Source organism: Massilia phyllosphaerae (assembly GCF_034659755.1).
GTDB classification, from domain to species: Bacteria; Pseudomonadota; Gammaproteobacteria; order Burkholderiales; family Burkholderiaceae_D; genus Telluria; species Telluria phyllosphaerae.
In genome coordinates, this window is record NZ_JAXSQX010000001.1 from 960014 (window position 1) to 984852 (window position 24839).

27 protein-coding genes are annotated in these 24839 nt (G+C 65.7%); 12 read left to right on the plus strand and 15 right to left on the minus strand.

Annotated features, from left to right (window positions below; genetic code table 11):
* Positions 1-9: 9 nt before the first annotated feature.
* Both flgM and flgA read right to left on the minus strand, forming a co-directional pair.
* A complete protein-coding gene (gene flgM, locus U1H99_RS04190) occupies positions 10-324 on the minus strand; it encodes a flagellar biosynthesis anti-sigma factor FlgM (protein ID WP_141832530.1) in 315 nt (104 codons plus the stop codon).
* 206 nt (positions 325-530) lie between these two features.
* Positions 531-1232, minus strand: a complete 702-nt coding sequence (gene flgA / locus U1H99_RS04195) for a flagellar basal body P-ring formation chaperone FlgA (RefSeq protein ID WP_323140493.1) — start codon at positions 1230-1232, stop codon at positions 531-533.
* Positions 1233-1410: 178 nt separating this feature from the next.
* On the opposite strand from flgA, the gene flgB reads away from it, so the two are divergent.
* The 11 genes from flgB (at position 1411) to flgL (ending at position 12466) form a co-directional block, all read left to right on the plus strand.
* On the plus strand, positions 1411-1833 hold the full coding sequence (flgB, locus tag U1H99_RS04200) for a flagellar basal body rod protein FlgB (RefSeq protein WP_323140494.1): 423 nt from the start codon (positions 1411-1413) through the stop codon (positions 1831-1833).
* Positions 1833-2234 carry a flagellar basal body rod protein FlgC gene (gene flgC, locus U1H99_RS04205; protein WP_323140495.1) on the plus strand — a complete coding sequence of 134 codons (402 nt, stop codon included), beginning with the start codon at positions 1833-1835 and terminating at the stop codon, positions 2232-2234. Before flgB ends, flgC begins: the two co-directional genes overlap by 1 nt.
* A gap of 22 nt (positions 2235-2256) precedes the next feature.
* Positions 2257-2976 (plus strand): flagellar hook assembly protein FlgD, encoded by a 720-nt coding sequence (locus U1H99_RS04210; protein WP_323140496.1) that lies wholly within the window; start codon positions 2257-2259, stop codon positions 2974-2976.
* Positions 2977-3026: 50 nt separating this feature from the next.
* Positions 3027-4556, plus strand: coding sequence for a flagellar hook protein FlgE (locus U1H99_RS04215; RefSeq protein WP_323140497.1), 1530 nt, complete (start codon positions 3027-3029; stop codon positions 4554-4556).
* Positions 4557-4732: 176 nt separating this feature from the next.
* Positions 4733-5473: a flagellar basal-body rod protein FlgF gene (flgF, locus tag U1H99_RS04220; RefSeq protein WP_323140498.1), complete on the plus strand. Its 741-nt coding sequence runs from the start codon at positions 4733-4735 to the stop codon at positions 5471-5473.
* Between the two features lie 64 nt (positions 5474-5537).
* Complete coding sequence (gene flgG, locus U1H99_RS04225) at positions 5538-6320, plus strand: flagellar basal-body rod protein FlgG (protein ID WP_141832544.1); 783 nt, start codon at positions 5538-5540, stop codon at positions 6318-6320.
* Positions 6320-6988 (plus strand): flagellar basal body L-ring protein FlgH, encoded by a 669-nt coding sequence (locus U1H99_RS04230; protein ID WP_323140499.1) that lies wholly within the window; start codon positions 6320-6322, stop codon positions 6986-6988. The genes flgG and U1H99_RS04230 overlap by 1 nt, the downstream gene beginning before the upstream one ends.
* Before the next feature lie 92 nt (positions 6989-7080).
* Complete coding sequence (locus U1H99_RS04235; protein ID WP_323140500.1) at positions 7081-8193, plus strand: flagellar basal body P-ring protein FlgI; 1113 nt, start codon at positions 7081-7083, stop codon at positions 8191-8193.
* Between the two features lie 26 nt (positions 8194-8219).
* The gene (flgJ, locus tag U1H99_RS04240; protein WP_323140501.1) at positions 8220-9194 is read left to right on the plus strand and encodes a flagellar assembly peptidoglycan hydrolase FlgJ; all 975 of its coding nucleotides are present in this window, start codon (positions 8220-8222) and stop codon (positions 9192-9194) included.
* A 55-nt stretch (positions 9195-9249) separates the two neighbouring features.
* Positions 9250-11211, plus strand: coding sequence for a flagellar hook-associated protein FlgK (flgK, locus tag U1H99_RS04245; RefSeq protein WP_323140502.1), 1962 nt, complete (start codon positions 9250-9252; stop codon positions 11209-11211).
* Positions 11212-11236: 25 nt separating this feature from the next.
* Positions 11237-12466: a flagellar hook-associated protein FlgL gene (flgL, locus tag U1H99_RS04250; RefSeq protein ID WP_323140503.1), complete on the plus strand. Its 1230-nt coding sequence runs from the start codon at positions 11237-11239 to the stop codon at positions 12464-12466.
* A gap of 171 nt (positions 12467-12637) precedes the next feature.
* Here the strand turns inward: flgL and fliR are convergent, their stop codons facing one another.
* From fliR to fliF, 13 genes are all read right to left on the minus strand, one after another.
* Positions 12638-13492, minus strand: a complete 855-nt coding sequence (fliR, locus tag U1H99_RS04255; RefSeq protein ID WP_323140504.1) for a flagellar biosynthetic protein FliR — start codon at positions 13490-13492, stop codon at positions 12638-12640.
* A 21-nt stretch (positions 13493-13513) separates the two neighbouring features.
* Positions 13514-13783: a flagellar biosynthesis protein FliQ gene (fliQ, locus tag U1H99_RS04260; RefSeq protein ID WP_323140505.1), complete on the minus strand. Its 270-nt coding sequence runs from the start codon at positions 13781-13783 to the stop codon at positions 13514-13516.
* Positions 13784-13791: 8 nt separating this feature from the next.
* Positions 13792-14544: a flagellar type III secretion system pore protein FliP gene (fliP, locus tag U1H99_RS04265; protein WP_323140506.1), complete on the minus strand. Its 753-nt coding sequence runs from the start codon at positions 14542-14544 to the stop codon at positions 13792-13794.
* A 19-nt stretch (positions 14545-14563) separates the two neighbouring features.
* A complete protein-coding gene (gene fliO / locus U1H99_RS04270) occupies positions 14564-15394 on the minus strand; it encodes a flagellar biosynthetic protein FliO (RefSeq protein ID WP_323140507.1) in 831 nt (276 codons plus the stop codon).
* A complete protein-coding gene (gene fliN, locus U1H99_RS04275) occupies positions 15391-15816 on the minus strand; it encodes a flagellar motor switch protein FliN (protein ID WP_141832560.1) in 426 nt (141 codons plus the stop codon). Before fliN ends, fliO begins: the two co-directional genes overlap by 4 nt.
* Before the next feature lie 35 nt (positions 15817-15851).
* Positions 15852-16835, minus strand: coding sequence for a flagellar motor switch protein FliM (gene fliM, locus U1H99_RS04280; protein WP_141832562.1), 984 nt, complete (start codon positions 16833-16835; stop codon positions 15852-15854).
* Between the two features lie 32 nt (positions 16836-16867).
* Entirely contained in the window at positions 16868-17389 is a 522-nt protein-coding gene (gene fliL / locus U1H99_RS04285) for a flagellar basal body-associated protein FliL (protein WP_323140508.1), read from the minus strand.
* A 125-nt stretch (positions 17390-17514) separates the two neighbouring features.
* Positions 17515-18834 carry a flagellar hook-length control protein FliK gene (locus tag U1H99_RS04290; protein WP_323140509.1) on the minus strand — a complete coding sequence of 440 codons (1320 nt, stop codon included), beginning with the start codon at positions 18832-18834 and terminating at the stop codon, positions 17515-17517.
* Between the two features lie 74 nt (positions 18835-18908).
* Positions 18909-19349, minus strand: coding sequence for a flagellar export protein FliJ (fliJ, locus tag U1H99_RS04295; RefSeq protein WP_323140510.1), 441 nt, complete (start codon positions 19347-19349; stop codon positions 18909-18911).
* A 37-nt stretch (positions 19350-19386) separates the two neighbouring features.
* On the minus strand, positions 19387-20775 hold the full coding sequence (gene fliI / locus U1H99_RS04300) for a flagellar protein export ATPase FliI (protein ID WP_185748593.1): 1389 nt from the start codon (positions 20773-20775) through the stop codon (positions 19387-19389).
* A 16-nt stretch (positions 20776-20791) separates the two neighbouring features.
* Positions 20792-21550: a flagellar assembly protein FliH gene (locus tag U1H99_RS04305; RefSeq protein WP_323140511.1), complete on the minus strand. Its 759-nt coding sequence runs from the start codon at positions 21548-21550 to the stop codon at positions 20792-20794.
* Entirely contained in the window at positions 21550-22554 is a 1005-nt protein-coding gene (gene fliG / locus U1H99_RS04310; RefSeq protein WP_141832569.1) for a flagellar motor switch protein FliG, read from the minus strand. The genes U1H99_RS04305 and fliG overlap by 1 nt, the downstream gene beginning before the upstream one ends.
* Positions 22554-24233, minus strand: coding sequence for a flagellar basal-body MS-ring/collar protein FliF (gene fliF, locus U1H99_RS04315; RefSeq protein ID WP_323140512.1), 1680 nt, complete (start codon positions 24231-24233; stop codon positions 22554-22556). Before fliF ends, fliG begins: the two co-directional genes overlap by 1 nt.
* A 190-nt stretch (positions 24234-24423) precedes the next feature.
* Here fliF and fliE point away from each other — a divergent pair, with 190 nt between their 5' ends.
* A complete protein-coding gene (gene fliE, locus U1H99_RS04320) occupies positions 24424-24822 on the plus strand; it encodes a flagellar hook-basal body complex protein FliE (protein ID WP_323140513.1) in 399 nt (132 codons plus the stop codon).
* The last annotated feature ends 17 nt before the right edge of the window (positions 24823-24839 follow it).

Sequence of the window (24839 nt, forward strand, 5' to 3'; positions counted from 1 at the left end):
GAAAATGAGCTATTGTTTGCGGGAGTGCAGCAGGCCGCGTACCGTTTCCAGCAGGCCGTCCGCCACTTTCTCCGAGTTCACTTGAAATTGGCCATCCGCGATGGCCGCCTTGATGCGTTCTACTTTCTTGGTGTCAAACACCTGGTTTGCACTGCCGGTCGCCGCCAGCGCCTGTCCTTGCGAAGACAGGCGCACGGTCTCGGTGGCGGCAGCGCCGGTCGCGCCCGTGGCCGCAGCCGCGGTGTCGCTGGTCCTGGCATTCGTGGCCGGCGTGGTGGGGGCCGGAATGCCTGCATTGCCTTTGAGTGTATCGTTGATTTTCACAGCATCATCCTTCTCAGGTCGGAGCCGAACGTCCGGGATCTGCTGTCGTTATCGGAGGCCTCGCCGAAAACTTTAGGCGCACCTGACAAAACCTTCATGGCTGCGTTGCAGCGTCTCGCCGTACTAACGTACTGTCTTCGACGCTGCGTCGGCGGGCCGCATCCCTTGCCCTGAAGGCTTTGTCAGGCGCGCTAAAAAATGTTAAATCAAAATGCCACTTCGACTATGCCGCCGGCTTTCGCCGTACCGCTGACCACCGAGCCGCCCGCCGTGCGCACCTGCACCACCTGGCCTTCGCCGGCATTGCCGATGGCCTTGCCTTCGCCCGACACCGAAAAACCGTTGCCGTTCGACACCAGCCGTACCGCCTGGCCCTGCTGCACCACCGGCCGGCTGCGCAGGCTGTCCAGGCGCAGCGGCGTGCCGGCCGCCAGCGAGACCGTGGGCGTGCGCCCGATCGCCTGGGCCATGTCGGTGACGATGCCGTTCGGCATGGCGGCGATGTCGCCTTTCACCAACACCAACTGGCCCTGTTCGATCGGCTGGCCCTGCGCCAGCGGCAGCGCGGCCGCCACGTACTCGGCCTTGACGTTGACCTGGGCCTGCACGAAGAGGGTCCAGTTCGACGGCGCGCTGCAGCGGATGCCGACCGTGGTCTTGCCCCAGGCGCGCGCACCCGGCTGCAGGAAGGCTTCCGGGACCGGGCAGGCGGCCAGCGCGGTGCGCGGGTCGATCGTGCCGACCTTGACGCTCACTTCGCCGGGCAGGCCGGCGGTTTCGGTCTTCAGGAACTGTTCGGCGACCGTGCGCAAGGCAGCCAGGTTCTGGCGGCCTGCCGGCGTCTGCGTTTGTGCGGCAGCCAGCTGGGATACCAGCACCAGCGCAACACTAATAAGAATGCGTTTCATGGGATCCAAAGGGAAGTGGATTTCTTCAACGCTGCCATCTTAGGCCGGTTGATTCCACAGTGAAACTTCGAATAGCCCGGTTTTGCCACCCCTTATTGCCCGATTGAAAGAGCGTACAGGTCCGTATGATCCATCCTGTTCAAGCAAAATTGCTCTACGGTAATCCAAGGAGTCACACATGATCGGCAAACTCGACGACTATCTGCGTTTCAATGAAACCGCGCTGAGCCTGCGTGCCCAGCGCCAGGAATTGCTGGCGTCGAACATCGCCAACGCGGACACGCCCAACTATAAAGCACGCGACATCGACTTTTCGAGCGCGCTGCAGGGCGCCCTGGCCCGCGCCGGCGGCAGCGCCGCCAGCCCGCTGGCGACCACCAATGCCGCCCACATGGGCGCGCCCGCCGACGGCAAGACGCTGGCGGACGGGACCCCGGTCCTGTACCGCAGCGTGACCCAGGGCGCGGTCGACGGCAACACGGTCGAGATGGATACCGAACGCACCCAGTTTGCCGACAACGGCCTGCGCTACGAGGCCGGCATCAGCATGATCAACCACCAGATCCGTGACCTGATGGCGGCGATCCAGGGAGGCCAGTAATGTCGCTCTTTAATGTCTTCAACGTCGCCGGCTCGGCGATGACGGCCCAGTCGCAGCGCTTGAACACCACCGCCAGCAACCTGGCCAACGCCGACAGTGCGACCAGCGCCAGCGGCGAAGCCTACCGCGCCAAGCAGGTCGTGTTCGAGGCGGTGCCGGTCGCCGCCGGCGCCACCGCCGTCAAGGTGCGCGAAGTGGTCGAGGACCCGTCGCCGCTGAAGCAGATGTACGACCCCAAGAATCCGCTGGCCGACGACAAGGGCTATGTCTCGATGCCCAACGTGAACGTGGTCGACGAGATGGTCAACATGCTGTCGGCTTCGCGTTCCTACCAGAACAACGTCGAAACCATGAACGCAGCCAAGACCATGCTGTTGAAAACCCTGACCATCGGCCAGTAACCCCTCACTTATCCTTCTTTCCATGGCTACCGTAAATTCCACTACCGGCTCCCCGACGACCATCAACAACCTGATGTCGACCATGAACACGCAAAAGGCCGGTACCACCGGCACCGACAGCGTCAAGGCCGACACCGACAAGTTCATGACCCTGCTGGTGACCCAGCTGCAGAACCAGGATCCGATGAACCCGATGGACAATTCGCAGATGACCAGCCAGCTGGCCCAGCTGCAGACCGTCACCGGCGTGAACAAGCTGAACGACACGTTGGAATCGCTGAAGGCCAGCTACCAAAGCTCGGAATCGATTTCGGCCACCAACCTGATCGGCCACGGCGTGCTGGTCGAAGGCGATGGCGTGGCGCTGTCCAGCAGCAAGGGCATCCTCGGCGTGGAACTCGGCAGCGATGCCGACGCCGTGCAGGTAGTGATTACCGATAGCAAGGGCAAGACGGTACAGACCATGGACCTGGGCGCGCAAAAGGCGGGCGTGCTGCCGCTGGCCTGGGATGGCGTGCCGGATGCGAACAACCTCGACAGCAACGGCAAGCCGGTGACGCTGGCCGACGGCAACTACAAATTCACGGTGACGGCGACCGCCGGCGGCCAGGCCCTGACCGGCGTCAAGGGCCTGCAGTTCGACAGCGTTGCCAGCGTGACCACCGGCGGTACCGACGGCGTCAAGCTGAACCTGCCGTCGAAGGGCGCGGTCACCATGGCCGACGTCAAGCAAGTCCTGTAAGCGGCACGCTTACATCCGTCCTATTTCATACGAATATTCAGGAGTAAAGCATGTCTTTCCAACAGGGCCTGAGCGGCTTGAACGGCGCCGCCAAATCGCTGGACGTCATCGGTAACAACATCGCCAACTCGAGCACGGTCGGCTTCAAGGGCTCGACCACCGAATTCGCCGACGTCTATGCGCGTTCGCTGAACGGCGCCGGCGGCAACCAGGCGGGTATCGGCGTGGCCGTGGCCGGTATCGCCCAGCAGTTCACCCAGGGTAACATCGAGACCTCGAACAACCCGCTCGACATCGCCATCAACGGCGCCGGCTTCTTCCGTACCCAAAGCTCGGGCCTGACCCAGTACACCCGCAACGGCCAGTTCTCGCTCGACAAGAACGGCTTCATCGTGACCCCCCAGGGCGCCAACCTGACCGGCTATGGCGTCGGCAACAGCGGCCAGATCCTGGCCGGCACCCCGCAGCCGCTGCAGATCAACACCGCCGACATCAAGCCGGTCGCCACCACCAAGGTCGACACCTCGATCAACCTCGATTCGCGCGAAAGCCCGCCGGCCAACTACCCGTTCAGCGCCACCGACCCGACCACCTACAACAAGCAGGTCCCGATCGACGTCTATGACACCCTGGGCAATGCCCACGTGATGTCGATGTACTACGTCAAGAACGCCGAAACCGGCAGCTGGGACGTCTACGTCGGCAGCGACGGCACCGAAATGACCAACACCGACGTCGCCGGCGCCAGCCAGGCGGACGCCACCGCGGTCGCCGCGCGCGCCGGCTGGACCGCCGCCACCAAGGCAGTGCCGGCCGACGCCGCCGCCGTCAGCAGCGCGCTGGCCGACTACGCCAGCAAGTCGGCCGACGCGGTGGTCGCCGCCGCCACCGCCGCCGGCGCCAGCCAGGCCACCCTCGACGCCATCCGCGCCGCCGCCACCAGCGCCGGCGGCACGCCGGGCTACACCCCGGAAAAGGTCGATGCCGACATCGCCGCCGCGGTCCAGGTGCCGTCGGTCCCGGTCGGCACGCTGCGCTTCGACTCGAACGGCGCGCTGTCGGCCTCGCTGATGGCCCCGCAGACGCTGCCGCTGACCGTGAACTTCCCGGTCTACCCGGCCACCGGCGCCCGCGAAACCATCCCGATCAAGCTCGGCTTCAACGGCAGCACCCAGTACGGCGCCGACACCAGCGAAAAGAAAACCACCCAGGACGGCTACACCGCCGGCCACCTGCAGCGCTTCTCGGCCGGCCAGGACGGCATCCTGCTGGGCCAGTACAGCAACGGCCAGACCAAGCCGCTGGGCCAGATCGTGCTGGCCAACTTCACCAACCCGAACGGCCTCGAGCCGCTGGGCAACAACGCCTGGGCCGAAACCTCGTCGTCCGGCAACCCGGTGGTCGGCGCACCCGATACCGGCAGCATGGGCGTGCTGCAGTCCTCGGCCACGGAAAGTTCGAACGTCGACCTGACCGCGGAACTGGTCAACATGATCACGGCCCAGCGCGTGTACCAGGCGAATGCGCAGACCATCAAGACCCAGGACTCGGTGCTGCAGACGCTGGTGAACCTGCGTTAATAAGTTTCAGTAACACGTGAGCCGCCGCGCGGCTTATCAACGTCGTCCCTGCGTAGGCAGGGACCCAAGTTCTGTTGCGCTAACGATTCGCCTCCAACTTGGACCCCTGCCTTCGCAGGGGCGACGGTGAGGATGCGCGGGTCCAGGTGGTGTCCAGTCAACTTTAGGAAACAAAAATGGATCGCTTAATCTACACAGTCGCCAGCGGCACCAAGCACATCCTGGAGCAGCAGGCCACCACGTCGAACAACCTGGCCAACGTCAGCACCACGGGTTTCCGTGCCCAGCTCGACAGTTTCCGGGCGGTGCCGGTCCAGAGCGAGGGCTTGCCGACGCGCGCCTTCGTGGTCGACAACACGGTCGGCAGCGATTTCTCGGCCGGCGCGCTGCAGGCCACCGGGCGCGATCTCGACGTCGCCGTGAAAGGGAAGGGCTGGATCGCGGTGCAGATGGCGGATGGCAGCGAGTCGTACACGCGCAACGGTGCGCTCGAAGTCAGCGCCAACGGCATCCTGCAGACGGCGAACGGCTTGAGCATCGCCGGCGAGAACGGCCCGATTACCATTCCACCCGATTCCCGGGTGTCGGTGGGCCGCGACGGCAGCATCTCCGCGCTGTCGACCACGACCGTACCGGCCACCTCGACCGTGCTCGGGCGCATCAAGCTGGTGAGTCCGAACGACGCCGACCTGGTGCGCGGCGACGATGGCCTGTTCCGCCTCAAGGACGGCAGCAGCGCCCCGTCCGACCCGGCGGTGGGCCTGGTCGGCGGCGCGCTCGAGGGCTCCAACGTGTCGGCGGTGGACTCGATGGTGAACATGATCAGCCTGGCACGTTCTTTCGAAACACAGATGAGCCTGTTGAAGAACGCGGAGAATAACGCGGCGAAAGCCGCCCAGATCCTTGCTTTGAATTGATTGCCGCTGGGACATAATTTCATGGTGGGTGACGGACTTTCTCCGTTACCGTTAGGAGAACACCATGATCCGTTCGCTGCATATCGCCAAAACCGGCCTCGAAGCCCAGCAGACCAACCTCGACGTCATCAGCAACAACCTCGCCAACGTCAGCACCAACGGCTTCAAGAAGTCGCGTGCAGTGTTCGAGGACCTGCTATACCAGAACGTGCGCCAGCCCGGCGCCCAGTCCTCGCAACAGACCCAGCTGCCGTCGGGCCTGCAGATCGGTACCGGTGTGCGCACCGTCGCCACCGAGCGCATCCACACCCAGGGCAATCCGCAGCAGACCGGCAACGCCAAGGACGTCATGATCAACGGCGACGGCTTCTTCTCGGTGCTGCTGCCAGACGGCACCCAGGCCTACACCCGCGACGGCTCCTTCCAGACCGATAACCAGGGCCAGCTGGTCACCTCCAGCGGCTACGTCATCCAGCCGCCGATCACGGTGCCGAACAATGCGGTGTCGATCACCGTCGGCCGCGATGGCACCGTGTCCGTGACCACCCCGGGAACCACCGCCACCACCCAGATCGGCGCCCTGCAGGTCTCGAACTTCATCAACCCGGCCGGCCTCGAGTCGCGCGGCGAGAACCTGTACGTCGAGACCAGCGCCTCGGGCACCGCCCAGGCCAACGTGCCGGGCACCAACGGCAGCGGCTACATCATGCAGGGCTTCGTCGAGACCTCGAACGTCAACGTGGTCGAGGAAATGGTCAACATGATCGAGACCCAGCGCGCTTACGAGATCAACAGCAAGGCGATCACCACCTCCGACCAGATGCTGCAGAAACTGGCGCAATTGTGATGAAAAATATCATTAAAAATTGGATCCCCGCCTTCGCAGGGGCGACGCTGGCGATGCTGGCAGGCTGCGCCGCCACCCCGACCTCGATCGTGAAGGGCCCGACCAGCGTGCGTCCGATGCTGGCCGACGCCGGCGTCCCGAGCGAAGGCTCGATCTACAACGCCAACACCTTCCGCCCGATGTTCGAAGACCGCCGCGCGCGCCACATCGGCGACATCCTGACGGTCAACATCATCGAGAAGACCGCCGCCAACAAGAGCGGCGCCAGCACCGGCAACAAGTCGGGCAGCGCCAATTTCGGCGTGCCGGGCCCGCTGGCGAGCAAGATCGGCGCCAGCGTCAGCACCAGCGGTGCGACCAAGTACGCCGACGGCGACACCCAGACCGCCTCGAACGCGTTCACCGGCACGATCGGCGTGACCGTCTCGGAAGTGCTCGCTAACGGCAACCTGGTGGTGGTCGGCGAGAAGCAGATCGCGATGAACAAGGGCGTCGAGTTCATCCGCTTCTCGGGCATGGTGAATCCGGACAGCATCCAGGCCGGCAACATCGTGCAGTCGACCCTGGTGGCCGATGCGCGCGTCGAGTACCGCACCAACAGCCAGATCGACAAGGCCGAGATGACCTCGATGATGTCGCGCTTCTTCCAATCGATGCTGCCATTTTAATAATTCGGGGTCAGAGCAGAATCATGATTCTGCTCTGACCCCGAATAATGCGCCCTGAATGAATCTGCTCTGACCCCGAACGATACGAAACCATGCGCCTGAACCTGAAACTGATCGCCGTTGTCGCTGCCCTGCTGGGCCCCGTCGTTGCGACGCCGGCCCACGCCGAACGCCTGAAGGACCTCGCCAGCATCGGCGGCGTCCGTCAAAACCAGTTGTCCGGCTACGGCATCGTCGTCGGCCTGGACGGTACCGGCGACCAGACCACCCAGACCCCGTTCACGGTGCAGTCGATCGCCGCGATGCTGCAGCAGAAGGGCGTCAGCCTGCCGCAGGGCACCCAGCTGCAGCTGAAGAACGTGGCGGCGGTGATGGTTACCGCCTCGCTGCCGGCCTTCGCCCAGCCGGGCCAGACACTGGACATCACGGTGTCGTCGATGGGTAACGCCAAAAGCCTGCGCGGCGGCACCCTGATCATGACGCCGCTGCACGGCGCCGACGGCCAGGTGTACGCCATGGCCCAGGGCAACGTGCTGGTCGGCGGCGCCGGCGCATCGGGCGGCGGCGCCTCGACCCAGGTCAACCAGCTGGCGGTCGGCCGCATCTCGGCCGGCGCCACCGTGGAACGCGCGGTCGCCTCCAACCTGGGCGCCGACAGCCAGGTCAAGCTGGAACTGAACACCACCGACTTCGCCACCGCCAGCCGCGTGGTCGAAGCGGTCAACGACAAGTTCGGCCCCGGCATCGCCACCGCCCTCGATGGTCGCGTGATCCGCGTGCGCGTGCCGTCGTCGAGCGACCAGCGCGTGGCCTTCCTCGGCATCCTGGAAAACATGGACGTCAAGCCGTCCGAGGCCGCGGCCAAGGTGATCCTGAACGCGCGCACCGGCTCGATCGTCATGAACCGCGCGGTGACGCTGGACAGCTGCGCCATCTCGCACGGCAACCTGTCGGTGTCGATCGGCGCCGATACCCAGGTCAGCCAGCCCCCGGCAGGTTCGCGCGGCGCCACCGCGATCACCCAGAACCCGTCGGTCTCGGTGAAGAAGGATGCCGGCAAGGTCATCATGCTGAACGGCGGCGCCTCGCTGGCCGAAGTGGTGAAAGCCATGAACGCGATCGGCGCGACCCCGCAAGACCTGCTGGCGATCCTGCAGGCACTCAAGGCCGCAGGCTCGCTGCGCGCCGAACTCGAGATCATCTAATTAAGTAGAAGAAGGATACGGCCTCCATGCTCGGTTCCACCCAAGACCTGTCCGGCAAGTTCGCGCTCGATACCAAGGGCCTCGGCGACCTCAAACAGTCGGCCAAGACCGGCTCGCCCGAAGCCCTGAAGGGCGCGGCGACACAATTCGAATCCATGTTCATCAACATGATGATGAAGAGCATGCGCGCGGCCACGCCCCAGGACGGGCCGATGGACAGCCAGGAGACCAAGACCTTCACCTCGATGCTCGACCAGCAGATGAGCCAGAAGCTGGCCAAGCGCGGCGTCGGCCTGGCCGACGTGCTGGTGCGCCAGCTGAACAGCCAGGCCCAGGGCCAGGCGGCACTGACCCAGCAACTGGACCAGCAGGCGCTGGCCATCGGCGGCGGCCAGGGTGCCACCAGCAGCGCCGACAGTATCATGAGCAGCCTGGAAGCCCTGCGCGGCGGCCGCTCGGCCGACACGCTGTCGACCGACCGTCCGGCCACCAGCGCGGCATCCAGCGTCGGCAGCGCCGCCAGCAGCACGAACGCCGGCAAGCCGGCCCACGTGCGCGCCTTCCAGGACAAGATGGCCGACGCCGCCGAGGAAGCCGAGGCCGCAACCGGCGTGCCGGCCAAGTTCATGATGGGGCAGGCGGCACTGGAAACCGGCTGGGGCCGGCGTGTGATCCGCAACCAGGATGGCAGCTCGAGCAACAACCTGTTCGGCATCAAGGCCGGTCCTGGCTGGAAAGGCAAGGTTGCCACCGCGGTCACCACCGAATACGTGAACGGCAAGCCGCACCAGCGCGTCGAGAAGTTCCGCGCCTACGACAGCCACGCGGACGCCTTCAAGGACTACGCGAACATGATCAGCAATAACCCGCGCTACGAAAAAGTGCTGAACCACGGCGGCGACGCCACCACGTTCGCCCATGGACTGCAGCGCGCCGGCTATGCGACCGACCCCCAGTACGCGGCCAAGCTGTCGCGCATCATCAAGCATTCGCTGGCTTGAACGTAAAGTTTTGGCGGATTTTGCCGTCAACGACGTAAAGATAGAGAGTTAATCCATGTCCCTCCTCAGCATCGGCAAATCCGGCCTGTTCGCCGCCCAGGCGGCGCTCGCGACCACGGGCCACAACATCACCAACGCCAACGTGGCCGGCTACAGCCGCCAGGTGGTGGTGCAGGAAACGTCGATCGCGATGGGGGGCAACAACGGCTACATCGGCACCGGCACCCAGATCGCCCAGGTCAAGCGCTATTCGGACGAGTTCCTGAACGCCCAGGTGCGCACCGCCCAGGCCTCGAGCAGCGGCTTGCAATCCTACGAAGCCCAGGTCAGCCAGATCGACAACCTGCTGGCCGACAGCACCTCCGGCCTGACCCCGTCGCTGCAGGATTTCTTCGCCTCGGTGCAGAACCTGACCGGCGACCTCGGCGGCGTGCCCTCGCGCGGTTCGCTGCTGACCTCGGCCGATACCCTGGCCTCGTCCTTCCGCGGGCTGAACAGCCGGCTGGAACAGATCCGCAACGGCGTCAATACCGAAGTCACCAGCAGCGTCGCCCAGATCAACACCTATGCCAGCCAGATCGCCGACCTGAACGACCAGATCGGCAAGCTGGCCGCCGGCGATAACCTGAACCTGCCGAACGACCTGCTCGACAAGCGCGACCAGCTGATCATGGACCTGAACAAGCAGGTCAAGGCCACCGTCATGCCGGGCGATAACAACAGCCTGACGGTGTCGATCGGCAGCGGCCAGCCGCTGGTGGTGGGCGCGGACGCCTTCCAGCTCGCCGCCACCTCGTCGCCGACCGACCAGACCCGCGTCACCGTCGGCTACGTCACCGGCAACAAGGTCACCCCGCTGGCCGACTCCGCCCTGACCGGCGGCGCCCTCGGCGGCGTGCTGGAGTTCCGCACCAAGTCGCTCGACAGCGCCCAGAATGCGCTGGGCCGCGTCGCCATCGCCCTGGCCAAGACCTTCAACGACCAGCACCACCTGGGCGTCGACGCCAACGGCAACCCGGGCGGCGACGTCTTCGCGGTGGCGCCGGCCGAGGTGACCAAGAACGTCAACAACAACATCACCAGCACCACGGCGATCACGGCCACCGTCAGCGACGCCACCAAGCTGACCACCAGCGACTACAAGATCGACTTCGACGGCAGCAACTACAACGTGATCCGCCTGTCGGACAACCAGAAGACCGTCATCAACCCGTATCCGCAGACGGCGCCGCAGACCATCGACGGCCTCGATTTCGCGATCACCGGCAAGGCCGACGCCGGCGACAATTTCATGGTGCGCCCGACCATCAACGGCGCCGCCAACTTCAAGCTGCTGCTGACCGACCAGTCGCAGATCGCGGCCGCGGCCCCGATCGCGACCAGCGTCCCGCTGACCAACACCGGCAGCGGCAAGATCAGCGCCGGCAAGGTCGACAAGGACTACCTGGCGTCGCCTTTGACCTCGCCGCTGACGATCAGCTATGCCAGCAACGGCGCCGGCGCCGGCGGCAGCCTGTCCGGCTTTCCGTCGGGCCAGGCCGTCAAGATGACCGTGGGCGGCGTGACCACCTCGTACGCGGCCGGCAGCACGGTGCCGTTCCAGGACGGCGCCAGCTACACCGCGGGCGGCATCAGCTTCACCCTGAACGGCGCGCCGGGCAACGGCGACACCTTCAAGATCGCGCCCAGCAGCGCCACCGGCGACACCCGCAACGCCGGCCTGCTGGGCGACCTGCAATCGAAGAACATCCTCGACAACGGCAAGGCGACCTACCAGTCGGCCTACGCCAACCTGGTCAGCACGGTCGGCAACAAGACCCGCGAGGTGCAGGTGAACGCCAGCGCCGCCGAAGCCCAGCTGAACGTGGCCAAGGGCGCCGCCGACAACGTGTCGGGCGTGAACCTCGACGAAGAGGCGGCCAACCTGCTGAAGTACCAGCAGGCCTACCAGGCGTCCGGCAAGGTGATGCAGATCGCCGACACGATCTTCAACGCGCTGCTGCAGATCGGCCACTAAGCGAAAATAATTCAGGATACCCGCCATGTCCCTGCGTATCAGCACCAACTCGATCTACGAATCCGGCACCAGCCAGCTCAACACGCTGCAGAGCCAGATGGCGAAGACCCAGAACCAGCTGTCGACCAACAAGCGCATGCTGACCGCGGCCGACGACCCGATCGCCTCGGCGCGCGCGCTCGAGCTGACCCAGTCGCAGTCGATGAACACGCAGTTCGGGACCAACCGCAGCAACGCGAATGCGTCGCTGTCGCTGGTCGACAAGTCGCTGAGCGACGTCAGCGGCCAGATCACGGACATCCAGTCGCTGATCGTCACCGCCGGCAACGGCGGTTATTCGCAGAGCGACCGCGAAGCCCTGGCCACCGAGCTGGAAGGGCGCCTGAGCGACCTGATCGGCCTGGCCAACACCTCGAACGGCGTCGGCGGCTACCTGTTCTCGGGCTATGCCTCGACCACCCAGCCGTATTCGCAGACCCCGACCGGCGCGGCCTACCAAGGCGACCAGGGCCAGCGCACGCTGCAGGTGGGCTCCACGCGCAAGATGGCGATCAGCGAAAGCGGCAGCGCCATCTTCGACGCCATCGGCACCGGCAACGGCACCTTCCAGACCCAGGCCGCGGCCACCAACACCGGTGCCGGCATCGTCTCGCCGGGCGCCGTGACCGACCGCAGCAAGCTCACCGGCCACGACTACGCGGTCAACTTCGCGGTGAGCGGCACCCCGGCCGTGACCACCTACTCGGTGGTCGACAACTCGGTCTCGCCGGCCGCCAACGTGCTGCAGGACCAGCCATACACGGCCGGCGCCTCGATCAACTTCGACGGCATCTCTTTCGACGTCAAGGGCGCCCCGGCCAACGGCGACAGCTTCACCGTCAAGCCGAGCCAGAAGCAGTCGGTGTTCACCACGGTCACCGACCTGATCAAGACCCTGCGCACCCCGGACAACGGCTCGACCGGCAAGGCCAACCTGGCCAACGGCCTGGCCACGGCCGGCGCCAACATGCAGAACGCGCTCGACAACGTGCTCACCGTGCAGGCCTCGGTCGGCGCGCGCATGAAGGAACTCGATTCCCTCGACAGCACCGGTTCCGACCTCGACACCCAGTACCAGGCCACGCTCTCCGGGTTGCAGGACCTGGACATGGTCAAGGCGATCTCGCTGTATTCGCAGCAGCAGACCACGTTGCAGGCGGCGCAGCTGTCGTTCAAGACGATGTCGAGTTTGTCGCTGTTTAATTACATCTCTTGATTGGGCGCTGCAGGGATAGCGTTGCTCGCGGCCATCACGTTAGCCCGTGGCCTTAAAACGTCATCCCCGCGAAGGCGGGGATCCAAGTTGCTGGCGCTGACGATACGCGTCTGACTTGGGCCGCTGCCTGCGCAGGGGCGACGGTTTTGCGGGTAACTGAATCGAAGGGTGTCAGCGCGACGCCGGCAACGTTGCCGCGGGCACCGGTACCGCAGCCCCCGGCACCCCCGGCTGCCCCGGCCGCTCCGCACCCACGCGCGGAATCCGGCGTCCCGCCTCGATCCCCTGGTTGAACAGGTTCTGCAACGGCGTCCCCAGGTAGGGCAAGGTCAGGCTGATCACCAAAAAACCGGCCCCCAGCGTGATCGGAAAGCCGATGCCGAACAGGTTCAGCTGCGGCGCCGCGCGCGTCAGGATGGCGAGGGCGATGTTGGTGATCAGGAGCGCGGCCACGATCGGCATCGACAGCTGCAGGCCGGCGGAAAAGATGCGGCTGCCCCAGCGCACCATCTCGAGCGGGGCGCTCAGCGACATCGGCGTCGTGGAGATCGGCAGCGTGAAGAAGCTCTCGACCAGCGCCTCGACCAGCACCAGGTGGGCGTTCACGGCGAGGAAGGCCATGGTCGCGACCAGTGCCAGGAACTGGCTGATGGCCGACGAGCGGCCGGCGGAGGTCGGGTCGAAGAAGGTGGCGAAGCTCAGGCCCATGCTCGAGCTGGCGACTTCGCCTGCGAATTCGACGGCGGCGAACACCAGGCGCATGGCGAAGCCCATCGCCGCCCCGATCAGCAGTTCCTGCCCCAGGATCAGGATCCCGGCCCAGGATGTCGGGTCGACGATCGGCACCGGCGGCAGGGTGGGGGCGACGATGGCGGCCAGGGTCACGCCGAGCGTGGTCTTGATCAGCATCGGCACGCCGGTATTGCCGAACACCGGCGCCGCCGCGACCAGGCCGAGAATGCGCGTCAGGGGCCATAGCAGGCCCCCGATCCAGGCATACAGCTCGGCCGTGGTAAAGCTGATCATGTGAACGACAGCACGGCTGCTTTATCCGATCATCTGCGGGATGCCGGTGAAAATGGTCCGCATGTAATCGGTCATGATGGTGATCATCCAGGGCCCGGCCAGCACCAGGGTCACGAACACGGCGACCAGCTTCGGGATGAAGGACAGGGTCTGCTCGTTGATCTGGGTCGCGGCCTGGAAGATGCTGATGATCAGGCCGACGATCAGGGCCACCAGCAGCAGCGGCGCCGCCACCATCAGGGTGACTTCCATGGCCGTGCGGCCCATCGCGATGACGCTTTCGGGTGTCATGCGTTCCTCTAATAAAAACTTTGAGACAAGGAGCCCAGCAACAGCTGCCAGCCGTCGACCAGCACGAACAGCATCAGCTTGAACGGCAGCGAGATCACCGCCGGCGACATCATCATCATACCCATCGACATCAGCACCGACGCCACCACCATGTCGATGATCAGGAAGGGGATGAAGATGGCGAAGCCGATCTGGAACGCCGTCTTCAGCTCGCTGGTGATGAAGGCCGGGACCAGCACCCGCAGCGGCACGTCTTCCGGACCCTGCAGCGCCGGCGTGCGCGAGATCTTGACGAACAGGGCCAGGTCGGACTGGCGCGTCTGCTTCAGCATGAAGGCCTTCAGCGGCGCCGCGCCCTTGTTCATCGCCTCTTCCATCTGGATGCGGTTTTCCTGCAGCGGCACGTAGGCTTCGGTGTAGATGCGGTCGAACGTCGGCCCCATCACGAACAGCGTCAGGAACAGCGCCAGGCCGACCATCACCTGGTTCGGCGGCGCGGTCTGGGTGCCGAGCGCCTGGCGCAGCAGCGACAGCACGATGATGATGCGGGTGAAGCTGGTCATCATCAGGAGCGCGGCCGGGATGAAGGTCAGCGCCGTCATCAGGATCAGCGTCTGCACCGGCAGCGAATAGGCGGTGCCGCCGCCCGGGGCCGCGCTGGTGGTGAAGGCGGGGATGCTCGGTGCTGCGATTGCCGTTGCGGACAGCACCAGCGGCACGGCCAGCAAGCCCGCTGCCAGCAGGATTCTTCGTTTGCTCATTGCTCGGTTGCTCACTTGCTTACTTGCGCTTGTCGATGGTCTGCTTCAGCCAGTCGGCAAAGCTGTTGGCGGCCGGTCCATGGGCGGCCAGGGTGGCGCCAGGCGCCGCGCCATCCGCGCCGTCCTGCCTGGGCATCGTCGCCAGCGCGTTGACGCGGCCGGGCGAGGCGCCGACCACGATCCACTGGTTGCCGACTTCGACCACCAGCAGGCGTTCGCGCCCGCCCAGGCTGAGCGAGCCGACGATGCGCAGGTTGGCGCCGCCAAAGCCGGCCTTGGGGCCGTAGCGCTTGAGGAACCAGGCCAGCCCGGCCAGTACCGCCAGCACCGCGACCAGCGCGAACAGGGTCTGCAGCAAGCTGCCGGTCGTGCTCCCGGCCGGCATCGTGACCGGACCGGCGGCGGGCGGCGGCATGGTGCCGGGCATCGCCGCGGGGGCGGCCGGCGCGGCAGGCGCGGCGGCCATGCCGGGCACCGGCTGGGCCGCAGGCGTTTCCTGTACCGGGGTGCTGGTCAGCGGCGCGCCCGGCTGGGCGGCGGAAGCCGGGCGCCCGCCGGCGGCGGTGACGCGCGTGCGCGCGGCAGGGGCCGCAGTGACCGGGGTCTCGCTGCGCGGCTGCGCGGCCGTGGTCGAAGCAGGGGAAGAGGGCACAGCGGCGGAGGGGGCCGCGGCAGAAGGCGCAGAGGCAGCGGGCGCCGCAGAGGCAGTCGGCGCAGGCGCGGACGCCGCAGCGCCGCCCGCCTGTACCTGCGTCTGCCCGCTGTCCGCCGCCCCGGCCTGGCGCACCGCGCAGGCGCCCAGTGCCAGTGACAGGGATAAAAGGGCCAGCAGGCGCGCGGTCGTCGTCATTTATTCAGTTTTCGGATACGCTCGGACGGCGTGATGATGTCGGTGAGGCGGATACCGAACTTGTCGTTCACGACCACCACCTCGCCCTGGGCGATCAGGCAGCCGTTGACCAGCACGTCCATCGGTTCGCCGGCCAGGCCGTCCAGCTCGACTACCGAGCCCTGCGCAAGCTGCAGCAGGTTCTTGATGGCGATCTTGGTGCGGCCCAGTTCCACCGTCAGCTGGACCGGGATGTCCAGGATGAAGTCGATGTCGTTCGGGGTCTCGGGGCGCGGGCCCTTGTTCGAGAAATCCTTGAACACGGCGGCGCTGGCCGCCTGTTGCTGGGACGCCAGCGCGGCGGCTTCGGCAGCGGCCTGCTCGGCAATCGCGGCACCCCAATCGTCGTCGAGTGCGTCCTGGTCGTCTTGGGTATCGGACATGTCGTTCTCCTGCGTCTACGCTGTTCTGTGTTCGGTTATTTATTGAAGGTTTCGCTGTTGGCCATCAGCTTTTCGACTTTCAGCGCGTACTGGCCGTTCAGGACGCCATAGCTGACTTCCATCACGGGCACGCCGTCGACGGTGGCCTCGATGGTTTCCGGCACCTGGATCGGGATCACGTCGCCGACCTTCATGTTCAGGATTTCATCGAAATTCGCCTTGCCGTGGCCGAGCACGGCGACCAGCTCGACTTCCGCCACCTGGATCTGCTGCGTCAGCAGGCGGATCCAGCGCTTGTCCACTTCCAGGGCTTCGCCCTGCAGGCTGGAGGTCAGCGTGTCGCGGATCGGCTCGATCGTCGAATACGGCATGCAGAAGTGGATCTGCCCCGACACCGAACCCAGTTCGATGGTGAACGTGGACGATACTACCACTTCGTTCGGGGTGGCGATATTCGCGAACTGGGTGTTCATCTCGGAGCGGATGTACTCGAATTCGATCGGGTACACCGGTTCCCACGACTTGGCATAGGCCTCGAACACGATGTCGAGGATGCGCATGATGATGCGCTGTTCGGTCTGGGTAAAGTCGCGGCCTTCCACGCGCGTGTGGAAGCGGCCGTCGCCGCCGAACAGGTTGTCCACGAGCAGGAACACCAGGCCCGGGTCGAACACCATCAGCGCAGTGCCGCGCAGCGGCTTCATGTGGATCAGGTTGAGGTTGGTCGGGACCACCAGGTTGCGGATGAATTCGCTGTACTTGGAGACCCGCACCGACCCCACCGACACCTCGGCGCTGCGGCGCACGAAGTTGAACAGGCCGACCCGCAGGTACCTGGCGAAACGCTCGTTGATGATCTCGAGCGTCGGCATGCGGCCGCGGACGATCCGCTCCTGCGTTGCCAGGTTGTAGCTGCGGACTCCCGAGGTATCTTCAGGCGCCGCGACGTCGTCCTGATCGCCGTTGACCCCCTTGAGGAGGGCATCGACTTCTTCCTGTGAGAGAAAATTATCGGCCATGTTGCTTTATCGGTTGATAACGATGAATGGGCTTATTGGATGATAAACGAGGTAAACAGGACGTCCGAGACTTCCTGCTCGTCGCCGTGCGAATCGAACGGTTCCTTGACCACCGCCAGGATCTCGCCGGCCAGCTGCTGCTTGCCTTCGACGGTGCTGATCTCGGACGCCTTCTTGCCCGACAGCAGCAGCAGGACCCGGCTGCGCACCTTGGCCATGTTGGTCTTGATGAGCTCGGCCTGCTCCGGACCGTCCACCTGCAGCGTGAACGCGACCTGCAGGTACTGGTCGCCGTTTTCCGGCTGCAGGTTGACGGTGAAGGGTTCGACCGCCAGGTATTCAGCCGGATGCTCATCCTTTTTCTTCTTCTTGCTGCTCTTTTCTTTCTTGGGTGCTTCCGCCGTTTCCTCGGCGGCGCTGCCATGCATGAAATACCAGGCGGCGCCACCGCCCAGGCCGAGCACGATCACGGCGGCCAGGACGATGATGATCAATTTGCTTTTGCCGCCACCTGCCGGCGCTGCTGCTGCGTCCGCCTTGGGATCAGCTTTCATTTTCGGATTCGCTTTCAATGTGCTTCGGGTCTGCTGTGGTGCGTTCCCGTCATTATGTCATTATCGGGAAAAAGTGCGCAGCGGCAATGGTCGAAAAGAGCGGGTAACCCGGGGTAAATCGTGGATTACGCGAATGTATCCACCATCCCGCGGTCGCCGAGCGTCACGGTCCGCGTGACGGGCCGCGGCGCCGCATCGTCCACGCCACCGACGCGCTCATCGCCGCGGCCGGCCGTGCGTCCGAAGCCGCGGCTCGATGACGCCTGCTGGTCGGGGGCCTGGCGGCCGTCCGGCATGCCGGCATTGACGCTGGCGTTGCCCAGCGCGATGCCGCTCTCGCTCATCATTTCGCGCAGGCGCGGCAGGGCGTTCTCGAGGGCCTGGCGGACTTCTTCCTGGTTGGCCGAGAAGGTCACGCTGGCCTGGTCGTTGCTGACCGAGAGCACCACCTGCAGCGGTCCCAGGTCCGGCGGGTTCAGCGTCAGCGAAGCGGTCTGCTCTTCGCTGCCGACCATGTAGACGACCTTCTGGCCGACCTGGTTTTCCCACTGGCTGGTGCCGACGCGGGCACTCAGGCTTTCGCTCGCGGCGGCGGCGGCCTCGGCCGCTTCCAGCATGGCCGGCTGGGCCAGCGCAGCGGCAACCGGCGAAGCATCGGCTTGCGCAGTCGCCTGCAGCGCGGCGTCGCGTGCCTGGCGCAGCACCAGGTCGGCGCTGTCGAGCTGCGGCTTGGCTTCGCCCTTGACGGCGGCGGCAGCGGCATCCAGCGCGGTGCGCAGGTCGGCGCCATCGGCGGCGGCCGCCTTGCCGGTATCGAGGCCGAGGTCGGCGCCGGTCGCGGCCAGGGCAGGATTCTTGACCGTGGCCGCGCTGAACACCTTGCCGGACGCGCCGGCGGCGTCGCTGCCGGGTTCCTTGCTCACCGATTTCATCGCCGCCTGCAGCGCCGCCAGCTGGGCGTCGCCGCGCCGGGTCTTGCCGCCGCCGAGGGCGTCGAAGGCCTGGCTGGCGGCGCTCGCCTTGCCCTTGGCCGCGCCGGCGGTGTCCTGGCCCGGCTGCTGCAGGCTGGCCATCAGGGCCAGCATCTCGGCTGCCGGATCGGCCTTGGCGGCGCCGTCGTCCTCGGCCTGGTCGGCGTTGGCATCGGCCTCATCCGTGGACTCGCTGGCATCGGCCTTGGCGGTCTGGGTCGAGGTCGAGGCGGGCGCCGCATCGTCGTGCTGGGCCGGCTTGTCGGCGGCCTGCGGCTTGGGCGCGTCGGCTTTCGGGGCCGGTGCAGGCGCGGATGCCGGCGGCAGCGGCAGCGCCGCCTGGCGCTCGACCATCTGGTGCGACAGCATGGCGCCGAACTGGCTGCCGTCGCTGCCGTTCGATGCATTGCGCGCGGGCGCGTTGCCGTTGTTGATGCCGGAGGTGGACTGGGTCGAAAGGAGATTGGTTTGCATGGTCGCTCCCGGTGGATGCAGCGGTGTTAGGTCGTAATGCGGGTGATAACGTCGGTGGTAAAGGCCGTGATGACTCAGCTGCTGCGGCGCGCCGAGCGGGCCGCGAAGTCGTCCATCATCTTCTGGTCGCGCTTGTTGTCGATGGCCAGCTTCTGGGCCGCCGCGCGTTCGGTCAGGGTGCGGTAGGACAGGCGCTTGCGCTCGCTCTCCTGCCAGGCCTTGCGTTCCATCTCGGCCTTGAACTCGGCATGCTTGATCACTTCCTTCTGGCCGTTGATGGCGGTTTCCAGCTTGCCCAGGAAGGCCATGAAATTCTGGTAGGCGAAGGGCGTGATGCCGGCCTGCTGCGCCGCGTCCAGCTTGCGCGCGTAGTCGTCGCGGTAGCCGTTCAGCATCTGCAGCTTCTGTTCGCCATCCTCGACCGCCTTCAGGGCCGCGCCGAGGCGCTTGGCGCGGTTGTCGGATTCGCGCTGGGCGAGGTCGATCAGGGTGTCGAGTGCGGAGGATTGGGCCATGGTGAGGCACAGTATAGCGATGCCCAGCAGCAACCAATCAGCCGAACAGAGAGGTCAATTCCCCCAAGCTCTGCAACATGTCGGTGTTGTCGTGTATTTCCTGGCACAGGAAAGCCTCGATCCGGTCGTGCAGCTGGATCGCCTTGTCCAGCACCGGGTCGGAACCGGCGGCATACGCGCCCACCGTGATCAGGTCGCGCGCGCGCTCGTAGCGCGAGTACAGCTGCTTGAGCGTGCGCGCCGCCATCTGGTGGTCGCGCGAGGTGATGTTGTGCATGGCGCGCGAGATCGATTGCTCGATGTCGATCGCCGGGTAATGGCCGGCTTCGGCCAGCCGCCGGTTCAGCACGATGTGGCCGTCCAGGATACCGCGCGCGGCATCGGCGATCGGATCCTGCTGGTCGTCGCCTTCGGACAGCACGGTATAGAAGGCGGTGATCGAGCCGCCGCCTTCGTGCCCGTTGCCGGCGCGTTCGACCAGCACCGGCAGCTTGGCGAACACCGAGGGCGGATAGCCTTTCGTCGCCGGCGGTTCGCCGATGGCCAGCGCAATCTCGCGCTGCGCCTGCGCGTAGCGGGTCAGCGAATCCATGATCAGCATGACGCTCTTGCCCTGGTCGCGGAAATGCTCGGCGATCGCCGTGGCATAGGCCGCGCCCTGCATGCGCAGCAGCGGCGGCGAGTCGGCCGGCGCCGCCACCACGGCGGAACGGGCCAGGCCTTCCGGCCCCAGGATCTGCTCGATGAATTCCTTCACTTCGCGGCCGCGCTCGCCGATCAGGCCGACCACGATCACGTCGGCCGTGGTGTAGCGCGCGATCATCCCCAGCAGCACCGATTTACCCACGCCGGTACCGGCGAACAGGCCGAGACGCTGGCCGCGGCCGACCGTCAGCATGGCATTGATGGCGCGCACCCCGACGTCGAGCGTTTCCGAGATCGGCGCCCGTTCCAGCGGGTTGATCGGACGGGCGTTGAGCGGGCCGAGGTCGCTGGTGTCGAGCGGGCCCTTGCCGTCCAGCGGGCGGCCGGCGCCGTCGACCACGCGGCCCAGCAGGCCCCAGCCCACCGGCAGGTGGCGCGCGCGGTCTTCCGGACGGCGGCGCGGGTGGTCGACGCTGCCCGGCTTCGGGATGCTCGGTTCGTTCGGATAGACGCGGGTGCCGGGCACCACGCCTTCGACGTCGCTGTGCGGCATCAGGAACAGGCGCTCGCCCTCGAAGCCGACCACTTCGGCGTCGATGCGGGTGCCGTTGGCGATCGGGATGCTGCAGGCGCTGCCCACGGGCAGCTTCAGGCCGACGCATTCCATCACCAGGCCGGCCACGCGGGTGACGCGGCCCGACACCTGCATCGGCTCGACGAAATCGAGCACGTTGCCGCAGTCGTTCAGGTAGGACTTCCAGCGTGCGGTGTGCGGATCCATGCGGGTCGTCATCGGTTCAAGCCAGCCAGTCGAGGTCTTTGTGCAGGGCCTGGGTCAGGCGCTGCCAGCGCGACGCGATCTGGGCGTCGATCTGGTTGCTTGCGGTGTCGACGCGGCAGCCGCCGCGCGCGATGGCATCGTCCTGGACGATGCGCCATCCCGCTTTTTCGAGGTCCGGGCCGATGCTGTCGCGGACGATCGCGGCATCTTCCGGGTGCAGTACCAGCAGCGCCGGCTGCTGCAGCGTCGGCAGGTAGTCGACCGCCTGGCGCACCACCGGGATGATCAGTTCGGGACGCACCTCGAAGGCGGTGCGCACCATGTTGCGCGCCAGGTGCAGCGCCAGTTCCAGCACGTCGTGCGAGATCGCTTCGTCGGCCGCGGTGACGGCGTCGCCGAAGCTGACCGCGAGTTCCTGCAGGTGGGTGAGTTCACCGGCGGCTTCGGCGCGGCCCTGGTCCAGGCCATCCTGGTAGCCGCCGGCATGGCCGGCGGCCGTGCCTTCCGCGTGGCCCTCGGCATAGCCTTCCTGGCGCGCCGCTTCGCGGATCGCCTCGATCTCTTCGACGGTAGGCATCGGGATCGCCGGCACCGACTGCGCCTCGGCCAATGCCTGCGCGCGGGCCGCGGCGGCAGCGGCGAGCGCCGCCTGCATGTCCTGGGCTTCGGCGTCGCGCGCGGCGGCGCGCTGGGCCAGGGTGCTGGGGCGTTCGTCGCCGAACGAGGTCATTTCCCAGCGCTTGAATCCTGCCGCATTGTCCTTCGAGATGGCCATCAGACGAACGAATCCTCACCTTTGCCGCCGAGGACGATCTGGCCTTCATCGGCCAGGCGGCGGACGATCTGCAGAATCTGCTTCTGCTGGGTTTCCACTTCCGACAGGCGCACCGGACCTTTCGATTCCAGGTCTTCGCGCATCATCTCGGCGGCACGCTGCGACATGTTCTTGAAAATCTTGTCGCGCAAGTCCTGCGACGCGCCTTTCAGGGCGATGATCAGCATCTCCGACTGCACTTCGCGCAGCAGCAGCTGGATGCCGCGGTCGTCGATGTCGATGATGTTGTCGAACACGAACATCTCGTCCATGATCTTCTGCGCCATGTCGTTGTCGTAGTTCTTGATGTTTTCCATGACCGAGTTTTCCTGCTCGCCGCTCATGAAGTTCAGGATCTCGGCGGCGGTGCGCACGCCGCCCAGTGACGATTTCTTGATGTGCTCGTTGCCCGACAGGAGCTTGGTCAGCACGTCGTTCAGCTCGCGCAGTGCGGCCGGCTGCACGCCGTCCAGGGTGGCGATACGCAGCACCACGTCGTTGCGCAGGCGGTCGGTGAAGTGTGCCAGGATTTCGCAGGCCTGGTCGCGCTCGAGGTGGACCAGGATGGTGGCGATGATCTGCGGGTGCTCGTTGCGGATCAGTTCCGCCACCGATTGCGAATCCATCCACTTCAGGCTTTCGATGCCGGAAGCGTCCTTGCCGCCCAGGATACGGTTGAGCAGCACGGCGGCCTTGTCGTCGCCCAGCGCCTTGGTCAGCACCTGGCGGATGTATTCGTCCGAATCGAGGCCGACGGTCGACTGCAGGTCGACGCGCTCGCGGAACTCGGTCAGCACGGTGGTGACTTCCTCGTGCTGCACCGCCTTCATCTGCGCCATCGCGGCGCCCAGCTTCAGCACCTCGCGCGGGCCGAGGAATTTCATGACTTCGGCCGCTTCGGATTCGCCCAGGGCCAGCATCAGGATCGCCGCTTTGTTGACCGCTTCCTTGTCTTTATCGCTCATTATTCAGCACCCAACCATTCCTTGATTACGTTAGCCACGATACGCGGGTCATTCTGGGCCAGGGTCTTGGCCATGTCCAGATTGCTCTTGTAGATGATGACCTTCTTCTGCTCTTCCACTTCCTTCGCCACCCGGGCTTCCTCTTCCAGGTCGGGTTCCGGTTCCGGCTCCGGCTCTTCCGGTTCCGGTTCCGGCGGCATCTCGACCGCCTCGTCGAACTTCTTCATCACCGGCTTGAACAGCGGACGCAGGATGCGGTACCACAGGAAGGCGATCACCATCGCGATGAACACGTATTTGGCGACGTCCTTCAGCAGCGGCAGGTTGCTCGGGTCCTTCCACCAGTCCGGGGCCTGCTCGTCCGGCTTGTCGACGCCGTCGAACGGGGCGTTGGTCACGTTCAGGGTGTCGCCGCGCGCCTGGCTGTAGCCCATCGCCTGCTTCACCAGTTCGTTGATCTGGGCGACTTCGGGGCCGGTCAGCGGTTTCACCACGACCTTGCCGGTCTTGGGATCGATGCTGCGCCGGTAGTTGACCACCACGCCCACGGTCAGGCGCTTGATGCCGCCCATCGGCTTCTGCTCGAAGCGCACGGTCTTGTCGACTTCGTAATTGGTGGTGGCGTTCTTGCTGGTCGGGCCGGTGGTCGTCTGCTGGCCGGCGGCCGGTGCGCCACCTTCGATCGGCGCCGTTGCCACGCCCGGCGGCTGGTTCGACAGCGCGCCCGGCACGCCCGACGGGTTGCCGCTGCCGGGACCGGTCGACTCCGAGGTCTGCTGGCTGCGGATCGCCTGCGGCTCGGGCGGCGAATTCGGCTTGTACATCTCGGCGGCGGTGTCGACCTGGGCGAAGTCGACTTCGGCGGTCGCTTCGGCGCGCACGTTGTTCTGGCCGACCAGCGGCGCGATGATCGATTCGACCTGCTTGACGATGTTCTGCTGCAGGATGTCGACGTACTTCAGCTGGTTCGGATCGAGCTGCTTGCCGTTCTTGGCCGAGGTGTCGGACAGCAGGGTGCCGTTCTGGTCGACCACGGTCACGTTGGCCGGGGTCAGTTCCGGTACCGACGAGGCCACCAGGTGCACGATGGCGGACACCTGCGCCTGGTCCAGCGCGCGGCCCGGCTGCAGGTTGAGCAGCACCGACGCGGTCGGGTTCTTCTGGTCGCGCACGAACACCGAGGGTTTCGGCAGCGCCAGGTGCACGCGCGCCGAGCTGACCGCGGCCAGCGCCTGGATCGAGTTGGCCAGTTCGCCTTCGAGCGAACGCTGGTAGTTGACCTGCTCGACGAACTGCGAGGTGCCCAGCTTCTGGTTCTCGAGCAGTTCGAAGCCGACGTTGCCGGCGCGCGGCAAGCCCTGCGCGGCCAGCTTCAGGCGGATGCCGTGGACCTGCTCGGCCGGCACCAGGATCGCGCTGCCGCCTTCGGAAAACTTGTATTTCACCCCCATCTGGTCGAGCGAGGCGGTGATCGCGCCGCCATCCTTGTCGGTGGTGTTCGAGAACAGCACCTTGTATTCGGGCGCCGAGCTCCACAGCCAGATCGCCGCGATGATGGCCAGCGCACCCGCGACGGCACCGCCGATGACGACGCGCTTGCCCATCGTGGTTTCCCAGAACTTCGGTTTGGAGTCCGGGGCGTCGATATCGCTGTCGAGAACTTGTTCCGCAGTTGCCATGGTGAGTGAGAAGGGGATGAGGTGATTGGCCGTCATTATGAAGCCGTACGGCAACATTCAAACCCGGGAATAGGGGGATGTTTATGGTCTTCCTCCAAGGCAACGATTGCGCGGCGGCTGCTATTCTGACAGCCTGAATCGAAGCATCCGGCTCGTCGCAGGGCGGGCCGACAAGCATCCCGGAGCACATATGAACATTGGTGGCATCGACAGCAGCCGCATCGAATCGATGATGGCGCAACTGAAGGCGGCGGCCCAGAAGCCGGCTGCCGGGCCTGCCATGGGCGCGGGCGGGATCAACGGTCTGAATGGCCTGAACGGCCTGAACCCGCTGAAGGGGACCGAGGCCGCCGAGTCTTCCAGCAAGGTGAGCTTTTCGGATGCGCTGAAGGCCTCATTGCAAAACGTCAGCAACAGCCAGATCCAGGCCGACGAAATGGGCAAGCGCTTCGCCGCCGGCGACGATTCGGTCAGCCTGTCCGACAGCATGATTGCGATGCAGAAGGCCAGCATTTCCTTCCAGGCCACGGTGCAGGTGCGCAACAAGCTGGTGTCGGCTTATCACGACATCATGAACATGCAGGTGTGACGCCGGCAGCGGAAACT

Excerpts from the sequence above, each read along its gene's own strand:
- flgA (WP_323140493.1), bottom strand. The coding sequence starts at position 1,232 with ATGAAACGCATTCTTATTAGTGTTGCGCTGGTGCTGGTATCCCAGCTG.
- flgB (WP_323140494.1), top strand. The coding sequence starts at position 1,411 with ATGATCGGCAAACTCGACGACTATCTGCGTTTCAATGAAACCGCGCTG.
- flgC (WP_323140495.1), top strand. The coding sequence starts at position 1,833 with ATGTCGCTCTTTAATGTCTTCAACGTCGCCGGCTCGGCGATGACGGCC.
- U1H99_RS04210 (WP_323140496.1), top strand. The coding sequence starts at position 2,257 with ATGGCTACCGTAAATTCCACTACCGGCTCCCCGACGACCATCAACAAC.
- U1H99_RS04215 (WP_323140497.1), top strand. The coding sequence starts at position 3,027 with ATGTCTTTCCAACAGGGCCTGAGCGGCTTGAACGGCGCCGCCAAATCG.
- flgF (WP_323140498.1), top strand. The coding sequence starts at position 4,733 with ATGGATCGCTTAATCTACACAGTCGCCAGCGGCACCAAGCACATCCTG.
- flgG (WP_141832544.1), top strand. The coding sequence starts at position 5,538 with ATGATCCGTTCGCTGCATATCGCCAAAACCGGCCTCGAAGCCCAGCAG.
- U1H99_RS04230 (WP_323140499.1), top strand. The coding sequence starts at position 6,320 with ATGAAAAATATCATTAAAAATTGGATCCCCGCCTTCGCAGGGGCGACG.
- U1H99_RS04235 (WP_323140500.1), top strand. The coding sequence starts at position 7,081 with ATGCGCCTGAACCTGAAACTGATCGCCGTTGTCGCTGCCCTGCTGGGC.
- flgJ (WP_323140501.1), top strand. The coding sequence starts at position 8,220 with ATGCTCGGTTCCACCCAAGACCTGTCCGGCAAGTTCGCGCTCGATACC.
- flgK (WP_323140502.1), top strand. The coding sequence starts at position 9,250 with ATGTCCCTCCTCAGCATCGGCAAATCCGGCCTGTTCGCCGCCCAGGCG.
- flgL (WP_323140503.1), top strand. The coding sequence starts at position 11,237 with ATGTCCCTGCGTATCAGCACCAACTCGATCTACGAATCCGGCACCAGC.
- fliR (WP_323140504.1), bottom strand. The coding sequence starts at position 13,492 with ATGATCAGCTTTACCACGGCCGAGCTGTATGCCTGGATCGGGGGCCTG.
- fliQ (WP_323140505.1), bottom strand. The coding sequence starts at position 13,783 with ATGACACCCGAAAGCGTCATCGCGATGGGCCGCACGGCCATGGAAGTC.
- fliP (WP_323140506.1), bottom strand. The coding sequence starts at position 14,544 with ATGAGCAAACGAAGAATCCTGCTGGCAGCGGGCTTGCTGGCCGTGCCG.
- fliO (WP_323140507.1), bottom strand. The coding sequence starts at position 15,394 with ATGACGACGACCGCGCGCCTGCTGGCCCTTTTATCCCTGTCACTGGCA.
- fliN (WP_141832560.1), bottom strand. The coding sequence starts at position 15,816 with ATGTCCGATACCCAAGACGACCAGGACGCACTCGACGACGATTGGGGT.
- fliM (WP_141832562.1), bottom strand. The coding sequence starts at position 16,835 with ATGGCCGATAATTTTCTCTCACAGGAAGAAGTCGATGCCCTCCTCAAG.
- fliL (WP_323140508.1), bottom strand. The coding sequence starts at position 17,389 with ATGAAAGCTGATCCCAAGGCGGACGCAGCAGCAGCGCCGGCAGGTGGC.
- U1H99_RS04290 (WP_323140509.1), bottom strand. The coding sequence starts at position 18,834 with ATGCAAACCAATCTCCTTTCGACCCAGTCCACCTCCGGCATCAACAAC.
- fliJ (WP_323140510.1), bottom strand. The coding sequence starts at position 19,349 with ATGGCCCAATCCTCCGCACTCGACACCCTGATCGACCTCGCCCAGCGC.
- fliI (WP_185748593.1), bottom strand. The coding sequence starts at position 20,775 with ATGGATCCGCACACCGCACGCTGGAAGTCCTACCTGAACGACTGCGGC.
- U1H99_RS04305 (WP_323140511.1), bottom strand. The coding sequence starts at position 21,550 with ATGGCCATCTCGAAGGACAATGCGGCAGGATTCAAGCGCTGGGAAATG.
- fliG (WP_141832569.1), bottom strand. The coding sequence starts at position 22,554 with ATGAGCGATAAAGACAAGGAAGCGGTCAACAAAGCGGCGATCCTGATG.
- fliF (WP_323140512.1), bottom strand. The coding sequence starts at position 24,233 with ATGGCAACTGCGGAACAAGTTCTCGACAGCGATATCGACGCCCCGGAC.
- fliE (WP_323140513.1), top strand. The coding sequence starts at position 24,424 with ATGAACATTGGTGGCATCGACAGCAGCCGCATCGAATCGATGATGGCG.